We start from the raw sequence: 20142 nt of genomic DNA on the forward strand, positions 1-20142 counted from the left end.
ACTTTTGGTCATCACTGTCTCGCATGGTGGGTATAGCGCAGTTGGTTAGCGCGCCAGATTGTGGCTCTGGAGGCCAAGGGTTCGAATCCCTTTATCCACCTTTGTTATGAGTGAAGTGTCGTAATGGCACGCTTGGTGTCATATTTATAGGGCTATCGCCAAGCGGTAAGGCACAGCACTTTGACTGCTGCATTCGCTGGTTCGAATCCAGCTAGCCCTGTTTTATTATGGGGTATTAGCTCAGTCGGTAGAGCACTTGACTTTTAATCAAGTTGTCGGGGGTTCGAATCCCCCATGCCTCACTAGGTGTTGTGATATCCTGATTTGGGGATTCGAACCCCCTGGTCGAGATCTCTCATGCCTCACTAGGTTCTTTTATACAGCATCCTCACATTTTGAAAACCCCTTTCGGGGCTTTTTTTATTCCATTTTATAGAAGAAAGGAAATACTATGCAGACTAAAGAAAACAAGATGGGCGTCATGCCCATAGACAAATTACTGATCTCCATGTCACTGCCCATGATGATCTCCATGCTGGTACAGGCACTGTACAATATTGTGGACAGTATTTTCGTGTCCAGGATCAACGAATATGCCCTGCGTGCTGTATCTCTGGCATTCCCCATCCAGAGTCTGATGATCGCTGTGGCGGTGGGAACAGCGGTAGGTATCAATGCCTTCTTGTCCAGAACCCTGGGAGAAAAGGATTTTGAGAAAGCCAATATCATTGCCAGAAACGGTATTTTTATTGCAATTGCCAGCTATATTGGATTTGCGGTGGTCGGTGCACTGATCAGCAGACCGTTTTTTGCCAGCCAGACGGAAGTACTGGAGGTGCGGGAATACGGTGTGACCTATCTGACTATCTGTTGTGTGGCGGGAATGGGTATTTTTCTGCAGACGACTTTTGAGAGGCTGTTACAGGCTACCGGTAAGACCATGTATACAATGATCACACAGTCAACCGGTGCAATCATCAACATTATTCTGGATCCGATCCTGATTTTCGGGTATTTTGGCATGCCCCGCATGGGGATCGCCGGTGCAGCAGTGGCTACCGTGATCGGACAGATCGTTGCCGCATTCATGGCATTATGGTTTAACCTGAAATTCAATAAGGAACTGGATATTTCCATGAAAGGATTCCGACCCAACGGACATCTGATCGGACAGATCTATAAGGTAGGAGCCCCTTCCATCGTGGTACAGGCTATCGGTTCCCTGATGACCTACGGAATGAATCTGATCCTGGCATCTTTCGGTTCCGCCCAGACGGTGTTCGGCATTTACTTTAAGCTGCAGAGCTTTGTGTTTATGCCTGTTTTTGGACTGAATAACGGCATGGTGCCTATCATTGCTTACAATTATGGCGCAGGACATAAGGACCGCGTTATTAAGACCATTAAACACAGTGTGGCTTACGGTGTGGGTATCATGTGTGTGGGACTCATTGTAATGCACATCTTTCCGGCACAGCTCATGCGTATGTTTGATGCGGAGGAAAGCCTGATCGCCATCGGTATTCCGGCGCTGGAGACCATTTCCCTAAGCTTTGTGTTTGCTGGCTTCTGTATCGTGGTGGGAAGCGTATTCCAGGCACTGGGTAACGGCGTCTACAGTATGATCGTGTCCGTGGCCAGACAGATGTGCGTGCTGCTTCCGGTGGCAAAGCTTTTGTCCTTAAGCGGTGAAGTGACATTGATCTGGTGGGCCTTTCCCATCGCGGAACTGGCCAGCCTGCTCTTAAGTACCTATTTCCTCGTAAGGATCTATAAAAAGATCATATGCCACATTGGAGAACCGGTAACGACAAGAGAGATTACAGAATAAAATAGAAACAGATGCGGCGGGGATGCTTGACAAGCAAAAGGAAGGAAGAGTATAATTATTCAAGGTCCTTTGGCAGAGAGCATTCCCGTTTGTCAAGGTTTTAAGCTAATCGTCAGATATGGCAGTTAGTAAGCGGATATGGCGGAAGTGGCAGACGCGATAGATTTAGGTTCTATTGTCAACAGACGTGCAGGTTCAAGTCCTGTTATCCGCATTGCGTAATTATGGAAGCATAGCTCAGCCGGGATGAGCGTTCGCCTCACACGCGAAAGGTCAGGGGTTCGAGCCCCCTTGCTTCCACTCGAAATAACTATTCAGAGCTCATGACAAGGACTGAATAGTTATTTTTTTAATCAGAGAGCATCGGATAAGTAATGTACGAAAGCACAGAAATATAAAGGAATACAAAAGCTATGAAGAAAAATGTAAGAAAACAGGGAATTCTGCTGCCGATATCCAGTATTCCCTCGGCATATGGTATCGGAACCTTCGGTAAGGAAAGTTACCGTTTTGTGGACTTCCTGGAAAAATCAGGCAACCATCTCTGGCAGATCCTGCCGTTAGGTCCTACCGGCTACGGCGATTCTCCGTACCAGTCCTTTTCCACCTTTGCGGGGAACCCCTACTATATTGACCTGGAGCTTCTGATCGAAGATGGCTATCTGACAAAAGAGATCTGTGACAGCTATGATTTCGGAGACAATGAGCATTATGTGGACTATGAGAAGATTTATCTGTCCCGTTTTAAAGTTCTGAAAATTGCGTTTGACAATGCCAGGGAACAGGGCCTTACAGAGACCGGAGACTATCAGAAATTCCTTACGGAAAATGCGTACTGGCTGGATGACTACGCTCTGTATATGGCGGTGAAAAATGCTTTTGGCGGTGTCTGCTTTATGGAATGGGACGAGGACATCCGTCTCAGAAAAGCAGCGGCACTTCGCAAATACCGTAAGAAGCTGGCGGAAGAAATCGCATTTTATTGCTTCCAACAGTACCTGTTTGCAAAACAGTGGAAAGAACTGAAAGCCTATGCCAATAAGAAAGGCATTGAGATCGTAGGGGATATTCCCATCTATGTGGCATTTGACAGTGCCGATACCTGGGCAAACCCGAAGCTGTTCCAGCTGGATAAGGAAGGCCGGCCCATCGGAGTGGCGGGATGTCCACCCGATTGTTTCTCCGAGACCGGACAGTTATGGGGCAATCCGCTCTACGACTGGAAGTATCATAAGAAGACCGGTTACGAGTGGTGGATGCAGCGGATCGCTTATTGCTATCAGCTGTACGATGTGCTTCGTATCGATCATTTTCGGGGATTTGATGAATACTGGTTCGTTCCTTACGGAGATCCGACGGCGGAGAACGGCCATTGGGAAAAGGGTCCCGGTTACGAACTGTTCGATGTCATGAAGAAGAAACTGGGCAGGAAGAAAGTGATCGCGGAAGATCTGGGATTTCTGACTCCCAGCGTGATCCGTCTGGTGAAGAAGACCGGGTATCCCGGAATGAAGATTCTTCAGTTTGCTTTTGATGCCGGGAGTGACAGTGAATATCTGCCGCACAATTATGACAAGAACTGTGTGGTCTATACCGGAACCCACGATAACGATACTACGGTGGGGTTCTTACAGAATATGCCGGAGAAGGACAAGAAATTTGCAAAGAAATATCTGGGACATAAGAAGGACAGGAAGCTTTGCTTTGAGATCATCCGGGCAGCATTGTCCAGCTGTGCGGATACCGCAATCATTCCCATGCAGGATTATCTGGAGCTGGACAGCAGCGCCAGGATCAACACTCCCTCCACTCTGGGATGCAACTGGAAATGGCGTATGGATAAGGATGCTTTGGATCCGAAGCTTGCGAAAAAGATTTATAAGATGGCAAAATTATACGGAAGACTGTAAAGTGTGCCGTGTAGCGTAAGGCACATTGTAAGAATACGGAAGGGATAGTTTCCTTTCCGTATTTTTTGTGGACAAATCATAAATATTTGCATGCATGAAAATGGGGATAACTATGGCAGGTAGCATTTTTTAGTGCATTTTTGTCAAAACAAGAGGATTTTTTTGTGGTCTTATGGAAAAAGCCACGTTATTATGGTATGGTTATCTATATTGGGCGGAGTCTGCAATCGGATTTCTGCGAGAGAGAGGGGAAACATGAGCCGTACTACTGACAGAGCAGGCCGTAATAAGGGACAATGGATCGTCATTGGGTTTATGGCTTTTGCTATCATAGTCATTTCGATATGCACAGTAATCTTTCGTTCCTATGTGCGGGGATTTCATAAAGTAACAGACAGAGAAAAATATGACCGGTATTATGTGATGATCACAGAAGACCGCAAATCGGATTTCTGGCAGTCCGTATACCGCGGAGCTTTTGAACGCGGACAGGAAGAGAATGTATATGTGGATCTGCTGGGCGAGCATCTGTCTCAGGAGTATACGAGGGCAGAGCTTATGCGGATCGCCATGTCCTCCGGTGTAGACGGTATTTTTGTAGAATCGGATGAAAGCGACGAGATGTCACAGATGATCGACGAAGCAGTAGAACGGGGCATCCCTGTGGTGACGCTGTATGGTGACAATACGCACAGTGCACGCTGCAGCTTTGTCGGTGTAGGAAGCTATAATCTGGGCAGGGAATACGGACGACAGGTATTGAAGCTGGCTTCTGTCAGTGAGAGTACCGCGCCCATGACGGTAGCGGTACTGGTGAATGCCCATGCACTGAACTCGGCACAAAATATTGTCTGCTCCGGGATTCAGGACGCACTGGAACAGGAGAAAATCCGGGGACCGGAGATAGAACTTTCCTTAATTACAGTGGACGATACGAATACTTTTTCCGTGGAGGAATCTATCCGGGATATTTTTATGAATGAAAAACTGCCGGATATCATTATCTGCCTGAACGAACTGAGTACTACCTGTGTCTACCAGGCGGTAGTGGATTACAACTGCGTGGGCGAGGTCGCAATTTTAGGGTATTATGATACTGATACGATACTCAAAGCAATCGAGCGAAATGTAGTCAATGCAACGATCTCGATAGACACGGAGCAGATGGGAGCTTTCTGCGTGGATGCTTTGCAGGAGTACTATCGTTTTGGCTATACCAGCCAGTATTTTACGGCGGATGTCACAATTATTGATCAGAATAACGTGGGTGAATATTTACAAGCGCAGGAAGCGACAGAGTGAGGTACGCATGAGGAAAAAATTTCGACAGCTGTCTCTTCAGGCGAAGATGAGCAGCATTTTTGTATTGGCGAATCTGGTAGTATTTGCAGTGACGGTGATATTGCTTCTGGGAATCAACAGCATGTCTTCGGAGATCGATAAGGTCTATCAGGGGAATCTGCGGCTGAACGAAGTATCTGATGCATTGATGGCGGTGCAGGACAGTATGACGGATTATCTGAATTCCAAGACCAGTGATTCCCTGGAGGAATTTTACCGGAATGAACAGACATATTCCCAACTGGTGCAGGATATGAGCGATGAGGTGACGGGAGCCACCTTTCAGAGAATGGAACGCAGTATCCGGCATATGTCGGAAGAATACCTGGACCTCGTAAGTCAGACGATTGAGGCAAAGCGTGGGAGAAATGTAGAGAAATACCGCGTCCGGTACGAGAATGCGACACAGATGTATGAATATATCAATACCTATATTTACAGTCTGAACAACGAACAGTTCCGCAGCAACTCCGAGAACTACAGCCGTCTGTCGGCTGCTTTCCGTAATTTCGAAATGGTCAGTGTGATTGCATTATCCATCGTCATTGTGGTCAGCGTATCTATAGTAGTAAAGCTTACCGGGGAGATCATCAGTCCGTTAAAGGATCTGGCGGTAACCGCTGACGAAGTAGCAGGCGGAAACTTTGATACCGAACTGTTACAAGTACAGTCGGAGGATGAGATCGGCGTGGTAACGGGAGCATTTAACCAGATGCTGATCAGTATCAGACAGTATCTGGAAAGCCTGCGCGAGAGCATGGAAATCCGGCGTTCCTTAATGGAAAAAGAGCTTTTGATGGAAGCACACTTAAAGGATGCACAGCTAAAGTATCTGCAGGCGCAGATCAATCCCCACTTCTTATTCAATACGTTAAATGCGGGAGCACAGCTGGCCATGATGGAAGGCGCCGACCGGACCTATGAATATGTACAGAATGTGGCGGAATTTTTCCGCTATAATGTAAAAAAGAGTAATGATATCGTGACGGTCAGAGAAGAGCTGGAACTGGTGGATCATTACATTTATATTCTGAATGTCCGCTTTTCTGGGGATATCCATTATGGGAAAGAAATTGAGGAGGATCTGCTGGACAGCTGCATGCCAAGCATGATCTTACAGCCGATCGTGGAAAATTCCGTAAATCACGGCATCAGAGAGATGAACGGAGAGGGAAAGATCCGGCTGAAGGTATACCATGTGGATGGAGATACGCTGGGGATCAGTATCCGGGATAACGGCATCGGAATGGACCGGGATACGATAGAAAAAGTACTTGGCGGCAATTATCACGAAGAGCAGTCAGGCGGCGGTTCCAATGGTATTGCAATGGGGAACATTATCGCAAGATTAAAACTTTTCACGCAAAACGAAGATGTAATGACGATTTTAAGTGACGGGAAAAATCAAGGAACGGAAGTAATCCTGTATCTTCCGATAAAAGAGAGGGAAAAGACGGATGTATAAGATCATGCTGGCGGATGACGAAGGAATCGTGATCGATTCCCTGAAATTCATCATCGAAAAAGAATTCAAGGATACCTGTGAGGTGCAGTATGCCAAGACCGGCAGAAGTGTGATTGAACTGGCAGAGAGCTTCCGCCCGGACGTTGCGGTCATGGATATCCAGATGCCGGGAATCAACGGCATCGATGCTATGAAAGAGATCCGGAGAAGCAATAATCATACAGTGTTTATCGTAATGTCAGCTTATGACAAATTTGATTATGCGAAAGAAGCTATCAAACTTGGAGTCATGGAGTACATTACCAAGCCGATGGAGAAGACCCGGATCATTGCAGCATTGCAGAAGGCAATGGAGCGAATCGATGCAGAGCGCCTGAAACGCAAAAATGAGTTGTTGATCAAGGAAAAACTGGAGACAGTCGTACCGATTATTGAAAGCGGTCTGATCCACAATATCTTATTACAGGAGCATTTCCGCGAGGATATTGAGAATTACCGGTCAATTTTAGGAATCACGCTGCAATATGCCTACATGATTGCTGTGATATGCGGAGATGAACAGCAGGGAAACCACATGACAAATGCGGTGGGAAGCAGTGTCAGAATGCAGAAGCATTATCAGGAGGTCAGGGACTGTCTGAAAGAAAATTTTGACTGTATTGTGGGTACCGTCATGGCAAACAAACTGGCAGTGCTGGTGCCTTATGAGAAAGATGTGATGGACTATAATGAGCGTATCGAACTCATTGAAAAAGCCAGAGAACTCACCAGATATCTGCGCAAGAGAACGGATATCAGCTTCCGCATCGGCATCGGAGAACCGAAAGATTTTCTGATGGCTTCGGAATCTTATACGGAGGCGCTGAATGCACTGGTGGCGACCACCGGCAGTGTGGCACATGTGGATGACCTGCCGATCAAATGCGAATACGGTGGAAATTATCCGGTGAAGCTGGAGAAAAAACTTTTTGCGGAAGTCGAGGACGGTGACATTGACAATGCTTCCGCATCGGCATCGGCATTTTTTGACTGGATGGTGGAGAGCGGTTCCGATCTGATGAATATGAGGCTTAAGGTGCTGGAATTTGTCCTGTGGTCAGAGCACATTGCCTATGAAAAAGGCGGTATGATCTATCAGCTCAATTCCCGTGCGGAGTATCTGCCGCAGGTGATGCAAATGGCGGAACCAGCGGCCATGAAAACATGGTTCCTGGAAAAAGTGAAGGAAGCCTGCCGGAACGTTCTGAATAAAAGGGAAGAAAAGACGGGCAGTATTATCGAAACAGCAAAGAATTATATTAAGAATAACTATCACAAAGATATTTCCCTGGATGATGTATCCAGAGAGGTAAATATCAGCCCGTATTATTTCAGTAAACTATTCAAAGAAACTACCGGGGAAAACTTTATCGAGTACCTGACCAATTTAAGGATGGACAAGGCAAAGGAACTGCTGCAGACGACGGAGTGCTCCATGAAGGAGATCTGTGTCAAAACCGGATATTCGGATCCCAACTATTTCAGCCGCAGTTTTAAGAAAAATGTGGGTGTGACGCCGACAGAGTATAAGGAAAACCGGGGAAAGGGACAGGAACAAGGCAGTGTATAAGAAAAAGAGACGGATATGTGTTGCGTGGCTTCTGGGGATGATGTTATTGCTTTGTGCCTGCGGAAATCTGGAAACCGGAAAAGATCAGGGAGAAGTCGCGGAAAATGATAAAATTCAGATCGGCATGAGCTTTGATTCTTTTGTCATTGAAAGATGGCAGAGGGATCGTGACATTTTCGTCTCAACGGCAAAGGAGTTGGGAGCGGAAGTGAATGTCCAGAATGCGAACGGTGATCTGGAGCAGCAGAAAAAGCAGATCAATTACTTCATCGATAAAGGAATGGACGTGATCGTTGTGATATGCATTGACTCCAAAGGATTAACAGAGGAAGTGCAGAGGGCGAAAGATGCCGGCATTAAGATCATTGCTTATGACAGACTGCTGCAGAATACAGATATTGACCTGTATATCTCATTTGACAACGAAAGAGTAGGTACCATGATGGGAGAGGCACTGGTGGAAAACGGTCTGGCCGGCGGAAATGTGCTGATGCTGGGAGGCTCTGCCGTGGACAGCAACGTTGCTATGGTGGAAAAGGGCTTTCGCAAGGTCATGGAGGACAATCAGGTGACGATCTTAGATTCTATGCATGCGGATGGCTGGAAAGCAGAACTGGCGGGGACGTATATCTATGATCATATGGATATTGTCTCGGAGGCGGATGCCATTATGTGCGGCAATGATGATCTTGCAAGCAAAGTGGTACATGCCCTGAAAGAAAAGAGACTGGCAGGAGATATTATGGTAGTGGGGCAGGATGCCGACCTGGAAGCGTGCCAGCGCATTGTCGAGGGGACACAGGTCATGACGGTCTACAAACCGGTGGAAAAAATGTCGCAGAAGGCAGCGGAGTGTGCGGTACTTCTGGCAAAGGGAGAGCCGTTGCCGGAAGGAGATACGGTAACCATAGAGAATGGAAAATATGAAGTTCCGTACATTGGTCTGGAACCGATCAGTGTGGATAAAAACAATATGAATGATGTGATCATCGGAAGCGGATTTCACTTAAAAGAGGATGTCTATCTGAACATTCCCTCGGAAATGCCCAAATAATATTGGATTTACTTTGAAAATGGGGAAAAGAGATAGATTCTAAAAACACAATAGGAAAAATTTGGTGACAAGGCTGTGCTGGCAGACAAGATATTGCTAGCACAGCCTTGATTTTGTCAGGAGAGAGGATGGAAAAGTGCAGAAGGTCATAAAATCATGCTATAGGATTTGTGATATTCTCTATTTAGCAACAAAAACAAACCAAACAAGGGAGGTTACTTTTTATGAGGAAGAAATTATTAAGCACACTTCTGGCAACAGCCATGGCTGTTACAATGCTTGCAGGATGTGGATCCAATGGGGGACAGCAGGCAACCACACCGGCAACGGACAATAAGACAGAAACATCTGCAGAAGCAAAGACAGATGCTTCCACTACTACCACAACAGGTGGCGGTAAGATTGGTGTAGCAATGCCGACCAAGGATCTGCAGAGATGGAACCAGGATGGTACCAACATGGAAGCCCAGCTGAAGGAAGCCGGCTACGAAGTTGATCTGCAGTACGCATCCAACGATATTCCCACACAGGTATCCCAGATCGAGAATATGATCAACTCCGGATGCCAGATGTTAGTTATCGCATCTATCGATGGTGATTCCCTCGGAACTGTTCTGGAGCAGGCTAAGGAAAAAGACATTCCTGTTATTGCTTATGACCGTCTGATCATGAACTCCGATGCAGTTACCTATTATGCAACCTTTGATAACTACATGGTAGGTACCAAACAGGGCGAATACATCAGAGACCAGCTGGATCTGGATAACGCAGCAGGACCTTTCAATATTGAGTTAGTAACCGGTGACCCCGGCGACAACAATGCAAGATTCTTCTTCGGTGGTGCGATGGATGTTCTGCAGCCCTACATTGATGCAGGCAAGCTGGTAGTAAAATCCGGACAGACCGATTTCGAAACCGTTGCAACCGCTAACTGGTCTACTGAGACCGCTCAGTCCAGAATGGATGCTATCATTTCCGCAAACTATGCAGACGGAACCAAGCTGGATGCAGTGCTGTGCTCCAACGACTCTACCGCACTTGGTGTTACCAACTCTCTGGAAGCTAACTATACCGGCGAGTGGCCCATCATTACCGGTCAGGACTGCGATAAGCCCAACGTTAAGAACATGATCTCCGGTAAGCAGTCCATGTCCATCTTCAAGGATACCCGTACTCTGGCATCCAAGGTTGTAGAGATGGTAGACGCTGTTATGAAGGGCGGCGAGGCACCTGTCAACGATACCACAACTTACGACAATGGTACCGGCGTTATTCCTTCCTATCTGTGTGAGCCCGTATTCGCTGATGCAAGCAACTACAAAGAACTGCTCATCGATTCAGGTTACTATACAGAGGCAGATTTACAGTAATTTATAATAACACGGATCTGTAAGGATCCTTACGGCAGGCGGGCGTTTCCCGCCTGCTGTATTCATGGGTAAAGCAAGAATAAGATTTTAAATGTTTGATTAGATAATGTGGAAACAAGACTTGGGAGGGATACCATTGGCAAAGATATTACTGGAAATGAAAAATATAACCAAAACATTCCCCGGTGTAAAAGCACTTGACAATGTAAACCTGCAGGTGGAAGAAGGAGAGATCCATGCCCTTGTAGGCGAGAACGGCGCAGGAAAGTCCACACTTATGAATGTACTGAGCGGTATTTATCCGTACGGATCTTATGAAGGCGATATCATCTATAATGGTGAGATCTGCAAATTCGACAAGATCAAGGACAGTGAGGAAAAAGGTATCGTTATTATTCATCAGGAACTTGCGCTGATCCCCTATATGACCATCGGGGAGAATATGTTCCTTGGCAATGAACGGGGACATAAGTACAAAATCAACTGGAATGAAACCAATGCCAGGGCGGCGGAACTGTTAAAGACCGTAGGCCTGAAGGAAGGCCCCCAGACATTGATAAAAGATATCGGTGTAGGTAAGCAGCAGCTGGTAGAGATTGCAAAGGCGTTGGCAAAGAACGCTAAATTGCTGATTCTGGATGAGCCTACAGCATCTTTAAACGAGACAGATTCCAAAGCACTGTTAGATTTGATGCTGGAACTCAAGAAAAAGGGAATGACATCCATCATCATCTCTCATAAGCTGAATGAGATTTCTTATGTGGCAGATAAGATCACAGTCATTCGTGACGGATCTACCATCGAAACGCTTGTGAAGGGAAAAGATGATATTACCGAGAGCCGGATCATCAAAGGAATGGTAGGAAGAGAGATCGCTGACCGATTCCCGAAGAGAGAGCCGAAGATCGGAGAGGTCCTGATGGAAGTAAAAGACTGGACGGTACATCATCCGCTGTACTCAGACCGTAAGGTAGTGGATAACGTTAACCTCAATGTCAGAAAAGGCGAAGTAGTAGGTATCTCTGGACTGATGGGTGCGGGCCGTACGGAACTGGCAATGAGCCTGTTCGGAAAAAGCTATGGCTCCAATATCAGCGGCGAACTGTATATCAACGGCAAAAAAGTACAGCTGAATACTGTACAGGAAGCCATCAAAAATCATCTGGCATATGTGACGGAGGATCGAAAGGGCAACGGACTGATTCTGAGCAACCCGATCAAGATTAATACAACTCTGGCAAATCTGGATGCCATCAGCAGACATACTGTTATTGATAAAGACAAAGAGTACAATGTGGCGGTAGACTACAAGAACAAACTGAATACGAAATGTCCAACTGTGGAGCAGAATGTAGGAAACTTAAGCGGCGGTAATCAACAGAAGGTACTTTTGGCAAAATGGATGTTCACAGATCCGGATATCCTGATCCTGGATGAGCCGACGAGAGGTATTGATGTTGGTGCAAAATACGAAATCTACTGCATCATTAACCAACTGGTGGCAGAAGGAAAATCGGTTCTCATGATCTCCTCGGAGCTGCCTGAGATCCTTGGCATGTGTGACCGGATCTATGTAATGAACGAAGGAAAAATAGTAGGAGAACTGGCGGGCAGTGAGGCAACACAGGAGCTTATCATGTCCAAGATATTATCAGCCGGTAAGAAAGGAGCATTGGCATGAATAAAACAAAGGGCCTCGATTTTATAAAAAGATATACCATGATCCTCGTACTGATCGTGGTTACGGCATTTTTTGCATGGAGAACCGGAGGAGCAATCCTGCTTCCCATGAATGTCAGCAGTCTGATCTCGCAGAACGCATATGTGTTTATTCTGGCAACCGGTATGCTGTTATGTATCCTGACCGGCGGTAACATCGATCTGTCCGTTGGATCTGTTGTATGTTTCGTCGGTGCCATCGGAGCGGTACTCATGGTCAACATGAAAATGAACATGTGGCTGGCTATTCTGATCATGTTTGCTATCGGTACACTGATCGGTGCTTTCCAGGGTTTCTGGATCGCTTATGTGAGAATCCCGCCTTTCATCGTGACATTGGCCGGCATGCTGGCTTTTCGAGGATTAAGCAACGTAGTCCTGCAGGGTATGACCGTATCCATTAAGGACTGCACTACATTCGTAAATCTGTTCGGTGGCGGTGCTGACTGTTATATTCCCGATTTCTTCGGTAATGGTCCCATCAATCTGACCTGTGTATTTGCCGGTGTGATCGCTGCAGTGATCTTTGCAGTGTTACAGCTGAAGAATAGAGCCGACAAGGTGAAAAAAGGATACGAAGCTCCCAGCATGGGTTCCACGATCGGCAAAATCGTAGTGATCGCTGCAGTGATCCTGGCATTCAGCTATCGTCTGGCACAGCACAAAGGTATTCCCAGCGTATTGATCTGGGTACTGATTGTTATCATGGTATATGGTTACATCACTTCCAACACTACTGTGGGACGTTATTTCTACGCAGTGGGCGGTAATGAGAAGGCCACCAAATTATCCGGTATCAATACCAACAAGGTTTATTTCCTGGCTTATATGAACATGGGATTCCTGGCAGCGTTAGCTGGTATGGTAACCATTGCACGTATGACTTCCGCACAGCCGACATACGGACAGAACTATGAAATGGATGCCATCGGTTCCTGCTTCATCGGCGGTGCTTCCGCATACGGCGGAACCGGAACTGTACCCGGAGTTATCGTAGGTGCTGTACTGATGGGTGTTATTAACCTGGGTATGTCTCTGATGGGTGTCGATCAGAATATGCAGAAGGTAGTCAAGGGTCTGGTACTTCTGGCAGCAGTTATCTTCGATGTTGTATCCAAACGTGGTGGAAAATTAATTGCCAAGAATTAATTTCTACATATCTAATCAAAAGGGCCCGGTGCATATGCGCTGCAGGCCCTTTTGATGGTATTGGGCGGAGGAGAAGAGCATGAATAAGGGAAAAGAACGGAAGAAGCGGGAAGGAAAGCAGAAAAAAGGAGTCGGGATCGGAGTCAAGATCGTGACGCTTTTACTGCTGCTGGCAGTTGCTGCACTCAGCTGTATGGGAGTGCTGGTGCAGACACTGCAATCGGTCATTGTAACCAACGATGAAATCGTGGCCGGTCAGGTGGCTGAACAGGAGAAAATCTCGGAGCTTTCCAGACAGTTTACTTACATTAACGGGCAGGTGCTGACCCATGTCATGACCACCAACAGTGTGACAATGGATAATTTGTCGGATAAGATCCTGCAGGAGATCACTGATATGGAACAACAGATGACGGAGTTCGAAGGACTGCTGTCTGAGGGGGATGCCCGGAGAGAGGCGTTTGACAGTGCTTCTGCGGAACTGGCAAAATACAAAAAGACCGTGGAGAGTCTGCTGGTCACCAGTGCAGAGAATAAGACGCAGGCCTATGTGTCCGCCACATCGAATCTGCCGATGTTCAATGAACATATTGAAAGTTATATGAATCAGATGCTGGAGATCACCGGAGAGCAGATGGCACAGGCACAGGGACAGATGGAGCAGCGTGCGGCCAGAGTGCCCATGATTGTGGCGGTGGCAAGTCTGGTACTGCTTGCAGTAGTCGTGGTGATCATGCTGGGATTGCGGATCTGGGTCATCGGTCCGGTGAAATATGCTACGAGGCAGGTGGATGAACTGGTGGAGGGCATTCGCAATAACAGAGGTGACATCACCAGACGGATCCGGGTGAAATCGGGGGATGAAGTCGGCAGATTATCCATGGCCATCAATGATCTGGTGGCGCAGATGCAGACCATCATAAGGGCGATTACCGAGAGCTGCGGACATATGGAGGAAAAACAGACCGGTATTATCTCCAATGTGGAAAAGGTAAATGCCACCGCGGAGGACACCACCAAGAAGCTGGGAGTGATGGCTGGTGGCATGCAGTCTGTCACGGAGGCTATCGTAGGGGTGCAACAGGATACCGGGGTGCTGGATACCACGGTGGAGAACATGCTGGAGGTGGCACAGGATGGACGCAATTATGCGGCGGATATCAAGGATAGGGCCGGAAAAATGAAGGCAACGGCGGTGGCGAGTAAGCAGGAGGCAACCCGGGTGATGAAGGAGATCGACACGGCAATGACGGAGTCCATCGCCAACAGCAGGCAGATCCACAAGATCACGGAACTGACGGAAGAAATCCTGGGAATTGCTGGAACAACGAATCTGCTGGCACTGAATGCGTCTATCGAGGCTGCCAGAGCAGGAGAAGCAGGCCGGGGATTCGCAGTCGTGGCGGAGGAGATCCGCAAGCTCGCAGACAGCTCCAGAGAGTCAGCCAATAATATCCAGGAGATAAGTAACCGGGTAGTGGAAAGCGTGGAAGAACTTTCCGAAAATGCTACAAAACTTTTGGATTTTATGAATACCAGAGTCATGAGAGATTACGATGCTCTGGAGGATACGGGCACAAATTATCATGAGGCTGCGGATCATGTGGATGAGATGATGAATGAATTCCGACAGAAGATCGATGAACTGTTGTCGGTACTGCAGAATGTCAATAGTGCTAACTCACAGATGGAAGCAACCGTGGAGGACAGTACGGAAAAGCTGGCGGTGGTAAAGAACAACAACCGGGGATTACAGCAGGAGATGAAGGATATTTCCTATGCGGTGGATGATCTGACCGGTGCAGTGGGACAGTTGAAAGAAAGTATCCGCTGTTTTACAGTGGTATAGACAGAAAAAATAAAATGCACGGGATTCCCGATGGGGAATTACCGTGCATTTTGAATGACTGCAGTTACATTTTAGGAATTTTCCGGAGCGTGATGCAGCTCCAGAGCCAGATAGGAATTGTGGTATTCCTTGCAGTAGGTGACATCTTTGTCAAACCATGCGGGAGGGACGAAAGCCTCTGCTGCTTCTTTACTTCCAAACTCCACTTCTGCCATGATCAGAGGGGCGAAGGGGGCATCAAAAACATCCAGCTCGATGGTCAGGGAATAATCTGCCGGAGGAGTGGGAAAGCCTTCTTTGAATCCGGGATGCTCCAGAGGGATCAGATAGCGTCTTTTGGAGATTACGCTGCCATCGGCTTTTTCCCGTAAATGATAATAAGATGCCTCGTTCAGCGGAAGATTGCTCTCATCTCTGGCCATCATGCCGCTGCCTTTGTAAGTGAGATAATATTCATCATCCTGTTTTCTGGCTCTGACCACAGGATTATAATTCAGATATACCTGCTCGATATGATGAGAAGGATAGCTTTCCAGATTGTCGGGTAAGGATTTCAGGGTAAACTTTCGCTCGATTTCCATAGTATTAATGCCTCGCTTCTGTAATTAAGACTTAAAAACACTTCTTTAGTATAACATGATTTTCCTTGAAAATACAGTGAAATCTGCAAATATCTGCCCATGGGAATTGAATTACGCTTCCAAATTGTGTATACTAATCATAACTGTGCAAAGTCAGAGTATATGACTTGCAAATGAGACAGAAAACAAAACGGAAAGCGAGGGAAAACCATGAGTAAGATAGCGATTTTTCTGGCAAATGGGTTTGAGGAAATAGAAGGTCTGACGGTAGTGGATATCTGCCGCAGATGTGGACTGACCATTGATATGGTGTCCATTACGGAAGAAAAACAGGTGATGGGATCACATAAGATTCCGGTGACTGCGGATATGACATTGTCCCAGGTGAATTTTGAGGAATATGATTGTCTGGTATTGCCCGGTGGCGGACAGGGAACGAAGAATCTGGAGGCCTGTGAGCCCCTGATGCAGCAGATCGATGCTTTTTATGCATCGGGAAAATACATTGCGGCAATCTGTGCGGCTCCCAGTATCTTCGGACACAGAGGAATCCTGAAGGGAAAGAGAGCATGCGCCTATCCCTGCTTCGAGGATCATCTGGAAGGTGCGGCTGTGACTGCAGGCCCCGTGGAAGTGGACGGTAACGTGATCACTTCCCGCGGAATGGGGACTTCCATCCCCTTCGGACTGGCGATCGCCGGTGTATTCTGTGGACAGGATAAGGCAGATGCCTGCGCCCACGCTATTGTATTTCAGCCGTAAGCAGCTGAAGAGAAAGACGAGGACAAAGAATGAAAAAAGCATTAATTACAGGAATTACCGGACAGGACGGCTCTTATCTGGCAGAGTTCCTGCTGGAAAAAGGATATGAAGTGCATGGACTGATCCGCAGATCTTCCATCAGCAATACCGGTCGTATCGACCATCTGATCCGGGAGGATAAGATCGTTCTCCACGGTGGAGATATGACGGATTCTACCAGTCTGGTACGTATCATCGGAGAAGTCAGACCGGATGAGATCTACAATCTGGGAGCGCAGAGCCATGTACAGGTAAGCTTTGAGGCACCGGAATATGCCGGAGATGTAGATGCACTGGGCGTGCTGCGGATTCTGGAGGCTGTGCGTATGGTGGGACTGGCCGAGACCTGCCGTATTTATCAGGCATCCACATCCGAACTCTATGGCCGAGTGGAAGAAGTGCCTCAGAATGAGAACACCCCGTTCCATCCCTACAGCCCCTATGCGGTGGCAAAACAGTACGGCTTCTGGATCGTGAAGGAATACAGAGAAGCGTATAATATGTTCGCAGTCAACGGCATTCTGTTCAACCATGAATCCGAGCGCCGGGGAGAGACTTTCGTTACCCGTAAGATCACACTGGCAGCCGGCAGAATCGCCTGCGGTATCCAGGATAAACTCTATCTGGGCAATCTGGATTCCAAGAGAGACTGGGGCTATGCGAAGGACTATGTGGAATGCATGTGGCTGATGCTGCAGCATGACAAGCCGGAGGACTTCGTTATTGCCACCGGTGTACAGCATACCGTAAGAGAATTTACCACACTGGCATTCCATTATGTGGGAATCGAACTGGAATGGCAGGGCAGCGGTATCCATGAAAAAGGAATCAACAAGGCCAACGGCAAGGTGGTGGTGGAGGTCAGCGAGGCCTTTTACCGTCCCACGGATGTGGTCAATCTGTGGGGAGATCCGACGAAGGCCCGCACGGTGCTGGGATGGAATCCCCAGAGAACCAGCTACGAGGAACTGTGCCGTCTGATGGCAGAGCACGATCTGAAGCTGGCAAAGGCTGAAGCGGTAGTGTTGGAGGAAACCGCGGAATAACAGGAGAAATAAAGAGAGGAAGTACTGTAATATCATGGAAAAAGACGCAAAAATATATGTAGCCGGCCACAAGGGTATGGTAGGAAGTGCTATTTGTAGAGCACTCCAGAGAAACGGATATACCAATATCATCACCCGCAGCCATAAGGAACTGGATCTGTGCAGACAGGTTGCCGTGGAGGAATTTTTTTCCAGGGAGAAGCCGGACTATGTGTTCCTGGCCGCAGCCAAGGTGGGCGGCATCATGGCCAACAGTGAGGCACTGGCGGATTTCATGTATGAAAATATGATCTTGGAGATGAATGTGATCCATGCGGCATGGCAGAACAACTGCAAGAAGCTGATGTTTTTGGGCAGCAGCTGTATCTATCCCCGTATGGCACCGCAGCCTATGAAGGAGAGCTGCCTGTTGACTTCTGAGCTGGAGAAAACCAATGAGGCATATGCACTGGCGAAGATCTCCGGACTGAAATACTGCGAGTTCCTGAACAGACAGTACGGAACCGATTATATCAGTGTCATGCCCACGAATCTGTACGGGCCCAACGACAATTATCATCCCACCCACAGCCATGTGCTTCCGGCGCTGATCCGCCGCTTCCATGAGGCAAAAGTATCCGGCGCAAAGGAAGTAGTCTGCTGGGGAACAGGAACCCCACTGCGGGAATTTCTCTATGTGGATGATCTGGCAGATGCCTGCGTGTATCTGATGAATACCTACAGCGGCGATGAGACAGTGAATCTGGGAACCGGCAAGGAACTGACCATCCGGGAACTGACGGAACTGGTAGCGAAGGTAGTAGGTTATACTGGGGAGATCAAATGGGATCCCAGCAAGCCGGATGGAACTCCCAGAAAGCTTCTGGATGTCAGCAAACTGGAAAGCCTGGGCTACCATTATACGACGGAGCTGGAAGAAGGTATCCGTCTGACTTATGAGGATTTCCTCAATAATCCCATGCGTGCGGAACGCTAATGGTTCCGGGCACGAACAGCGCAGGCAGACAGACGGCCCGGGAAAGGATGAAGTGAACAGAATGAATGATTTTCGGAAGACAGCACAGGAGATGCTGGAATTTATAAGAATAAGTCCTACCTGTTTTCATGCAGTGGCCAATATCGGAAGGATGCTGGAGGCAGCAGGCTTTCAGCAGTTACAGGAAAAGGAAGAATGGAAACTGGAAAAGGGCGGACGGTATTATACGGAGCGCAATGATTCTTCCGTTATTGCGTTTGCGATTCCGGAAAAGGAGGTCAGCATCAGGGGCTTTCATATGGCAGCAGCCCACAGTGATTCCCCCTGCTTTAAGATCAAAGAGAAGCCGGAATTGACCGTGGAGGAACATTATCTGCGGTTAAATACTGAAAAATACGGCGGCATGATCCTGTCCACCTGGTTGGACAGACCACTCTCCGTCGCTGGCAGACTGGTTGTGAAGAACGGGAACGGTATCGAGGGCAGACTGGTGAATATCGACAGAGATCTCTGCGTGATCCCCAATGTGGCCATCCATATGAACCGGGAAATGAACAAGGGTGTGGAGTACAATCCCCAGGTGGATCTGCTGCCTTTGCTTGCGGACGTATCATTTGACGAATATGATGCACATACTACATACGATGCACAGACCGCATCGGAGAATGCGGAGGAACAGCCGGAAGCAGTAGAGAAGCCCACACTGGCAGCGCTGGCAGCAGAAGCGGCAGGCGTGGATGCTGAGACGATTCTCGGAGAAGACCTGTTCCTGTACACCAGACAGGAAGGAAAAATGATAGGAGCAAAGGGAGAATTCGTGTTGTCTCCCAGACTGGATGATCTGCAGAGCGCTTTTGCCCTGACAAAAGCTTTTACGGAGAGTACACCTGCAGAATATATCAATCTCTGTGCAGTATTTGATAATGAAGAAGTAGGAAGCGGTACCAGACAGGGCGCCGATTCCACTTTTCTGGAAGATACTTTACAGCGGATCACAGAGGGACTGCAGGAGGGGCACAGCACCTATCTGCGCTGGGTGGCAGACAGCTTCCTGATCTCTGCGGACAATGCCCATGCGGTACATCCCAACCATCCGGAAAAAGCAGACCCTGCCAACCGCCCGTATCTAAACGGCGGAATCGTCATTAAATATCATGGTAGCCAGAAATACACCACTGACGGTATTTCGGCAGCGAAGATGAAGGATTACTGCGAACGGGCGAAGGTACCTTACCAGACTTATGCCAACCGTTCCGACATTGCGGGAGGTTCCACTCTCGGCAATATTTCCACCGCACATGTATCAGTGTCCAGCGTGGATATCGGACTGCCTCAGCTGGCCATGCATTCCGCTGTGGAGACAGCAGGTATGAAGGATACGGAATATGCGGTCCGGGCGCTGAAGGAATTCTGGGGCGAATGATTTTGGCAGCGGGAATTC

General features: G+C 47.8%; 15 protein-coding genes and 5 tRNA genes. 19 read left to right on the forward strand and 1 reads right to left on the reverse strand.

Annotated elements, in window-relative coordinates; translation table 11 throughout:
• The first annotated feature begins 26 nt into the window (after positions 1–26).
• From DW835_RS08700 to DW835_RS08770, 15 genes are all read left to right on the forward strand, one after another.
• Positions 27–100: transfer RNA gene (locus tag DW835_RS08700), tRNA-His, on the forward strand.
• 48 nt (positions 101–148) lie between these two features.
• Positions 149–220 (forward strand) — tRNA-Gln (locus DW835_RS08705).
• A gap of 9 nt (positions 221–229) precedes the next feature.
• Positions 230–302 (forward strand) — tRNA-Lys (locus DW835_RS08710).
• 149 nt (positions 303–451) lie between these two features.
• On the forward strand, positions 452–1831 hold the full coding sequence (locus tag DW835_RS08715) for an MATE family efflux transporter (RefSeq protein ID WP_118730988.1): 1380 nt from the start codon (positions 452–454) through the stop codon (positions 1829–1831).
• A 132-nt stretch (positions 1832–1963) separates the two neighbouring features.
• Positions 1964–2045, forward strand: a tRNA-Leu gene (locus tag DW835_RS08720).
• Between the two features lie 12 nt (positions 2046–2057).
• A tRNA-Val gene (locus DW835_RS08725) sits at positions 2058–2131 on the forward strand.
• Positions 2132–2244: 113 nt separating this feature from the next.
• A complete protein-coding gene (gene malQ / locus DW835_RS08730; RefSeq protein ID WP_118730989.1) occupies positions 2245–3741 on the forward strand; it encodes a 4-alpha-glucanotransferase in 1497 nt (498 codons plus the stop codon).
• A 255-nt stretch (positions 3742–3996) separates the two neighbouring features.
• Positions 3997–5043, forward strand: a complete 1047-nt coding sequence (locus DW835_RS08735) for a substrate-binding domain-containing protein (RefSeq protein WP_172594709.1) — start codon at positions 3997–3999, stop codon at positions 5041–5043.
• A 7-nt stretch (positions 5044–5050) separates the two neighbouring features.
• Positions 5051–6547: a histidine kinase gene (locus tag DW835_RS08740; RefSeq protein WP_243028893.1), complete on the forward strand. Its 1497-nt coding sequence runs from the start codon at positions 5051–5053 to the stop codon at positions 6545–6547.
• On the forward strand, positions 6540–8156 hold the full coding sequence (locus tag DW835_RS08745; RefSeq protein ID WP_117465920.1) for a response regulator: 1617 nt from the start codon (positions 6540–6542) through the stop codon (positions 8154–8156). Before DW835_RS08740 ends, DW835_RS08745 begins: the two co-directional genes overlap by 8 nt.
• Positions 8157–8193: 37 nt before the next feature.
• Entirely contained in the window at positions 8194–9210 is a 1017-nt protein-coding gene (locus tag DW835_RS08750) for a substrate-binding domain-containing protein (RefSeq protein WP_118503596.1), read from the forward strand.
• A gap of 224 nt (positions 9211–9434) precedes the next feature.
• Positions 9435–10580: a multiple monosaccharide ABC transporter substrate-binding protein gene (gene chvE / locus DW835_RS08755; RefSeq protein ID WP_117465919.1), complete on the forward strand. Its 1146-nt coding sequence runs from the start codon at positions 9435–9437 to the stop codon at positions 10578–10580.
• Between the two features lie 136 nt (positions 10581–10716).
• Positions 10717–12261 carry a multiple monosaccharide ABC transporter ATP-binding protein gene (mmsA, locus tag DW835_RS08760; protein WP_117465918.1) on the forward strand — a complete coding sequence of 515 codons (1545 nt, stop codon included), beginning with the start codon at positions 10717–10719 and terminating at the stop codon, positions 12259–12261.
• A complete protein-coding gene (gene mmsB, locus DW835_RS08765) occupies positions 12258–13448 on the forward strand; it encodes a multiple monosaccharide ABC transporter permease (protein ID WP_117465917.1) in 1191 nt (396 codons plus the stop codon). The genes mmsA and mmsB overlap by 4 nt, the downstream gene beginning before the upstream one ends.
• Positions 13449–13527: 79 nt before the next feature.
• Positions 13528–15297, forward strand: coding sequence for a methyl-accepting chemotaxis protein (locus tag DW835_RS08770; RefSeq protein ID WP_118730990.1), 1770 nt, complete (start codon positions 13528–13530; stop codon positions 15295–15297).
• A gap of 71 nt (positions 15298–15368) precedes the next feature.
• On the opposite strand, the gene DW835_RS08775 is transcribed toward DW835_RS08770, so the two are convergent.
• Complete coding sequence (locus tag DW835_RS08775) at positions 15369–15878, reverse strand: CYTH domain-containing protein (RefSeq protein WP_117465915.1); 510 nt, start codon at positions 15876–15878, stop codon at positions 15369–15371.
• Positions 15879–16088: 210 nt separating this feature from the next.
• On the opposite strand from DW835_RS08775, the gene DW835_RS08780 reads away from it, so the two are divergent.
• The 4 genes from DW835_RS08780 to DW835_RS08795 all read left to right on the forward strand — a co-directional run bounded on the left by DW835_RS08780 (position 16089) and on the right by DW835_RS08795 (position 20124).
• Positions 16089–16640 (forward strand): DJ-1 family glyoxalase III, encoded by a 552-nt coding sequence (locus DW835_RS08780; RefSeq protein WP_117465914.1) that lies wholly within the window; start codon positions 16089–16091, stop codon positions 16638–16640.
• Positions 16641–16669: 29 nt separating this feature from the next.
• Entirely contained in the window at positions 16670–17725 is a 1056-nt protein-coding gene (gmd, locus tag DW835_RS08785; RefSeq protein WP_118730991.1) for a GDP-mannose 4,6-dehydratase, read from the forward strand.
• A gap of 31 nt (positions 17726–17756) precedes the next feature.
• Positions 17757–18701 carry a GDP-L-fucose synthase gene (locus DW835_RS08790; protein WP_279221282.1) on the forward strand — a complete coding sequence of 315 codons (945 nt, stop codon included), beginning with the start codon at positions 17757–17759 and terminating at the stop codon, positions 18699–18701.
• 61 nt (positions 18702–18762) lie between these two features.
• Positions 18763–20124, forward strand: coding sequence for a M18 family aminopeptidase (locus DW835_RS08795; protein ID WP_118731006.1), 1362 nt, complete (start codon positions 18763–18765; stop codon positions 20122–20124).
• Positions 20125–20142 lie beyond the last annotated feature (18 nt).

It is taken from the genome of Clostridium sp. AM34-9AC, assembly GCF_003480225.1.
In the GTDB taxonomy this organism is placed as follows: Bacteria; Bacillota; Clostridia; order Lachnospirales; family Lachnospiraceae; genus Acetatifactor; species Acetatifactor acetigignens.

Coding starts and splice junctions, on each gene's coding strand:
- DW835_RS08715 (WP_118730988.1), top strand. CDS start 452: ATGCAGACTAAAGAAAACAAGATGGGCGTCATGCCCATAGACAAATTA.
- malQ (WP_118730989.1), top strand. CDS start 2,245: ATGAAGAAAAATGTAAGAAAACAGGGAATTCTGCTGCCGATATCCAGT.
- DW835_RS08735 (WP_172594709.1), top strand. CDS start 3,997: ATGAGCCGTACTACTGACAGAGCAGGCCGTAATAAGGGACAATGGATC.
- DW835_RS08740 (WP_243028893.1), top strand. CDS start 5,051: ATGAGGAAAAAATTTCGACAGCTGTCTCTTCAGGCGAAGATGAGCAGC.
- DW835_RS08745 (WP_117465920.1), top strand. CDS start 6,540: ATGTATAAGATCATGCTGGCGGATGACGAAGGAATCGTGATCGATTCC.
- DW835_RS08750 (WP_118503596.1), top strand. CDS start 8,194: ATGATGTTATTGCTTTGTGCCTGCGGAAATCTGGAAACCGGAAAAGAT.
- chvE (WP_117465919.1), top strand. CDS start 9,435: ATGAGGAAGAAATTATTAAGCACACTTCTGGCAACAGCCATGGCTGTT.
- mmsB (WP_117465917.1), top strand. CDS start 12,258: ATGAATAAAACAAAGGGCCTCGATTTTATAAAAAGATATACCATGATC.
- DW835_RS08770 (WP_118730990.1), top strand. CDS start 13,528: ATGAATAAGGGAAAAGAACGGAAGAAGCGGGAAGGAAAGCAGAAAAAA.
- DW835_RS08775 (WP_117465915.1), bottom strand. CDS start 15,878: ATGGAAATCGAGCGAAAGTTTACCCTGAAATCCTTACCCGACAATCTG.
- DW835_RS08780 (WP_117465914.1), top strand. CDS start 16,089: ATGAGTAAGATAGCGATTTTTCTGGCAAATGGGTTTGAGGAAATAGAA.
- gmd (WP_118730991.1), top strand. CDS start 16,670: ATGAAAAAAGCATTAATTACAGGAATTACCGGACAGGACGGCTCTTAT.
- DW835_RS08795 (WP_118731006.1), top strand. CDS start 18,763: ATGAATGATTTTCGGAAGACAGCACAGGAGATGCTGGAATTTATAAGA.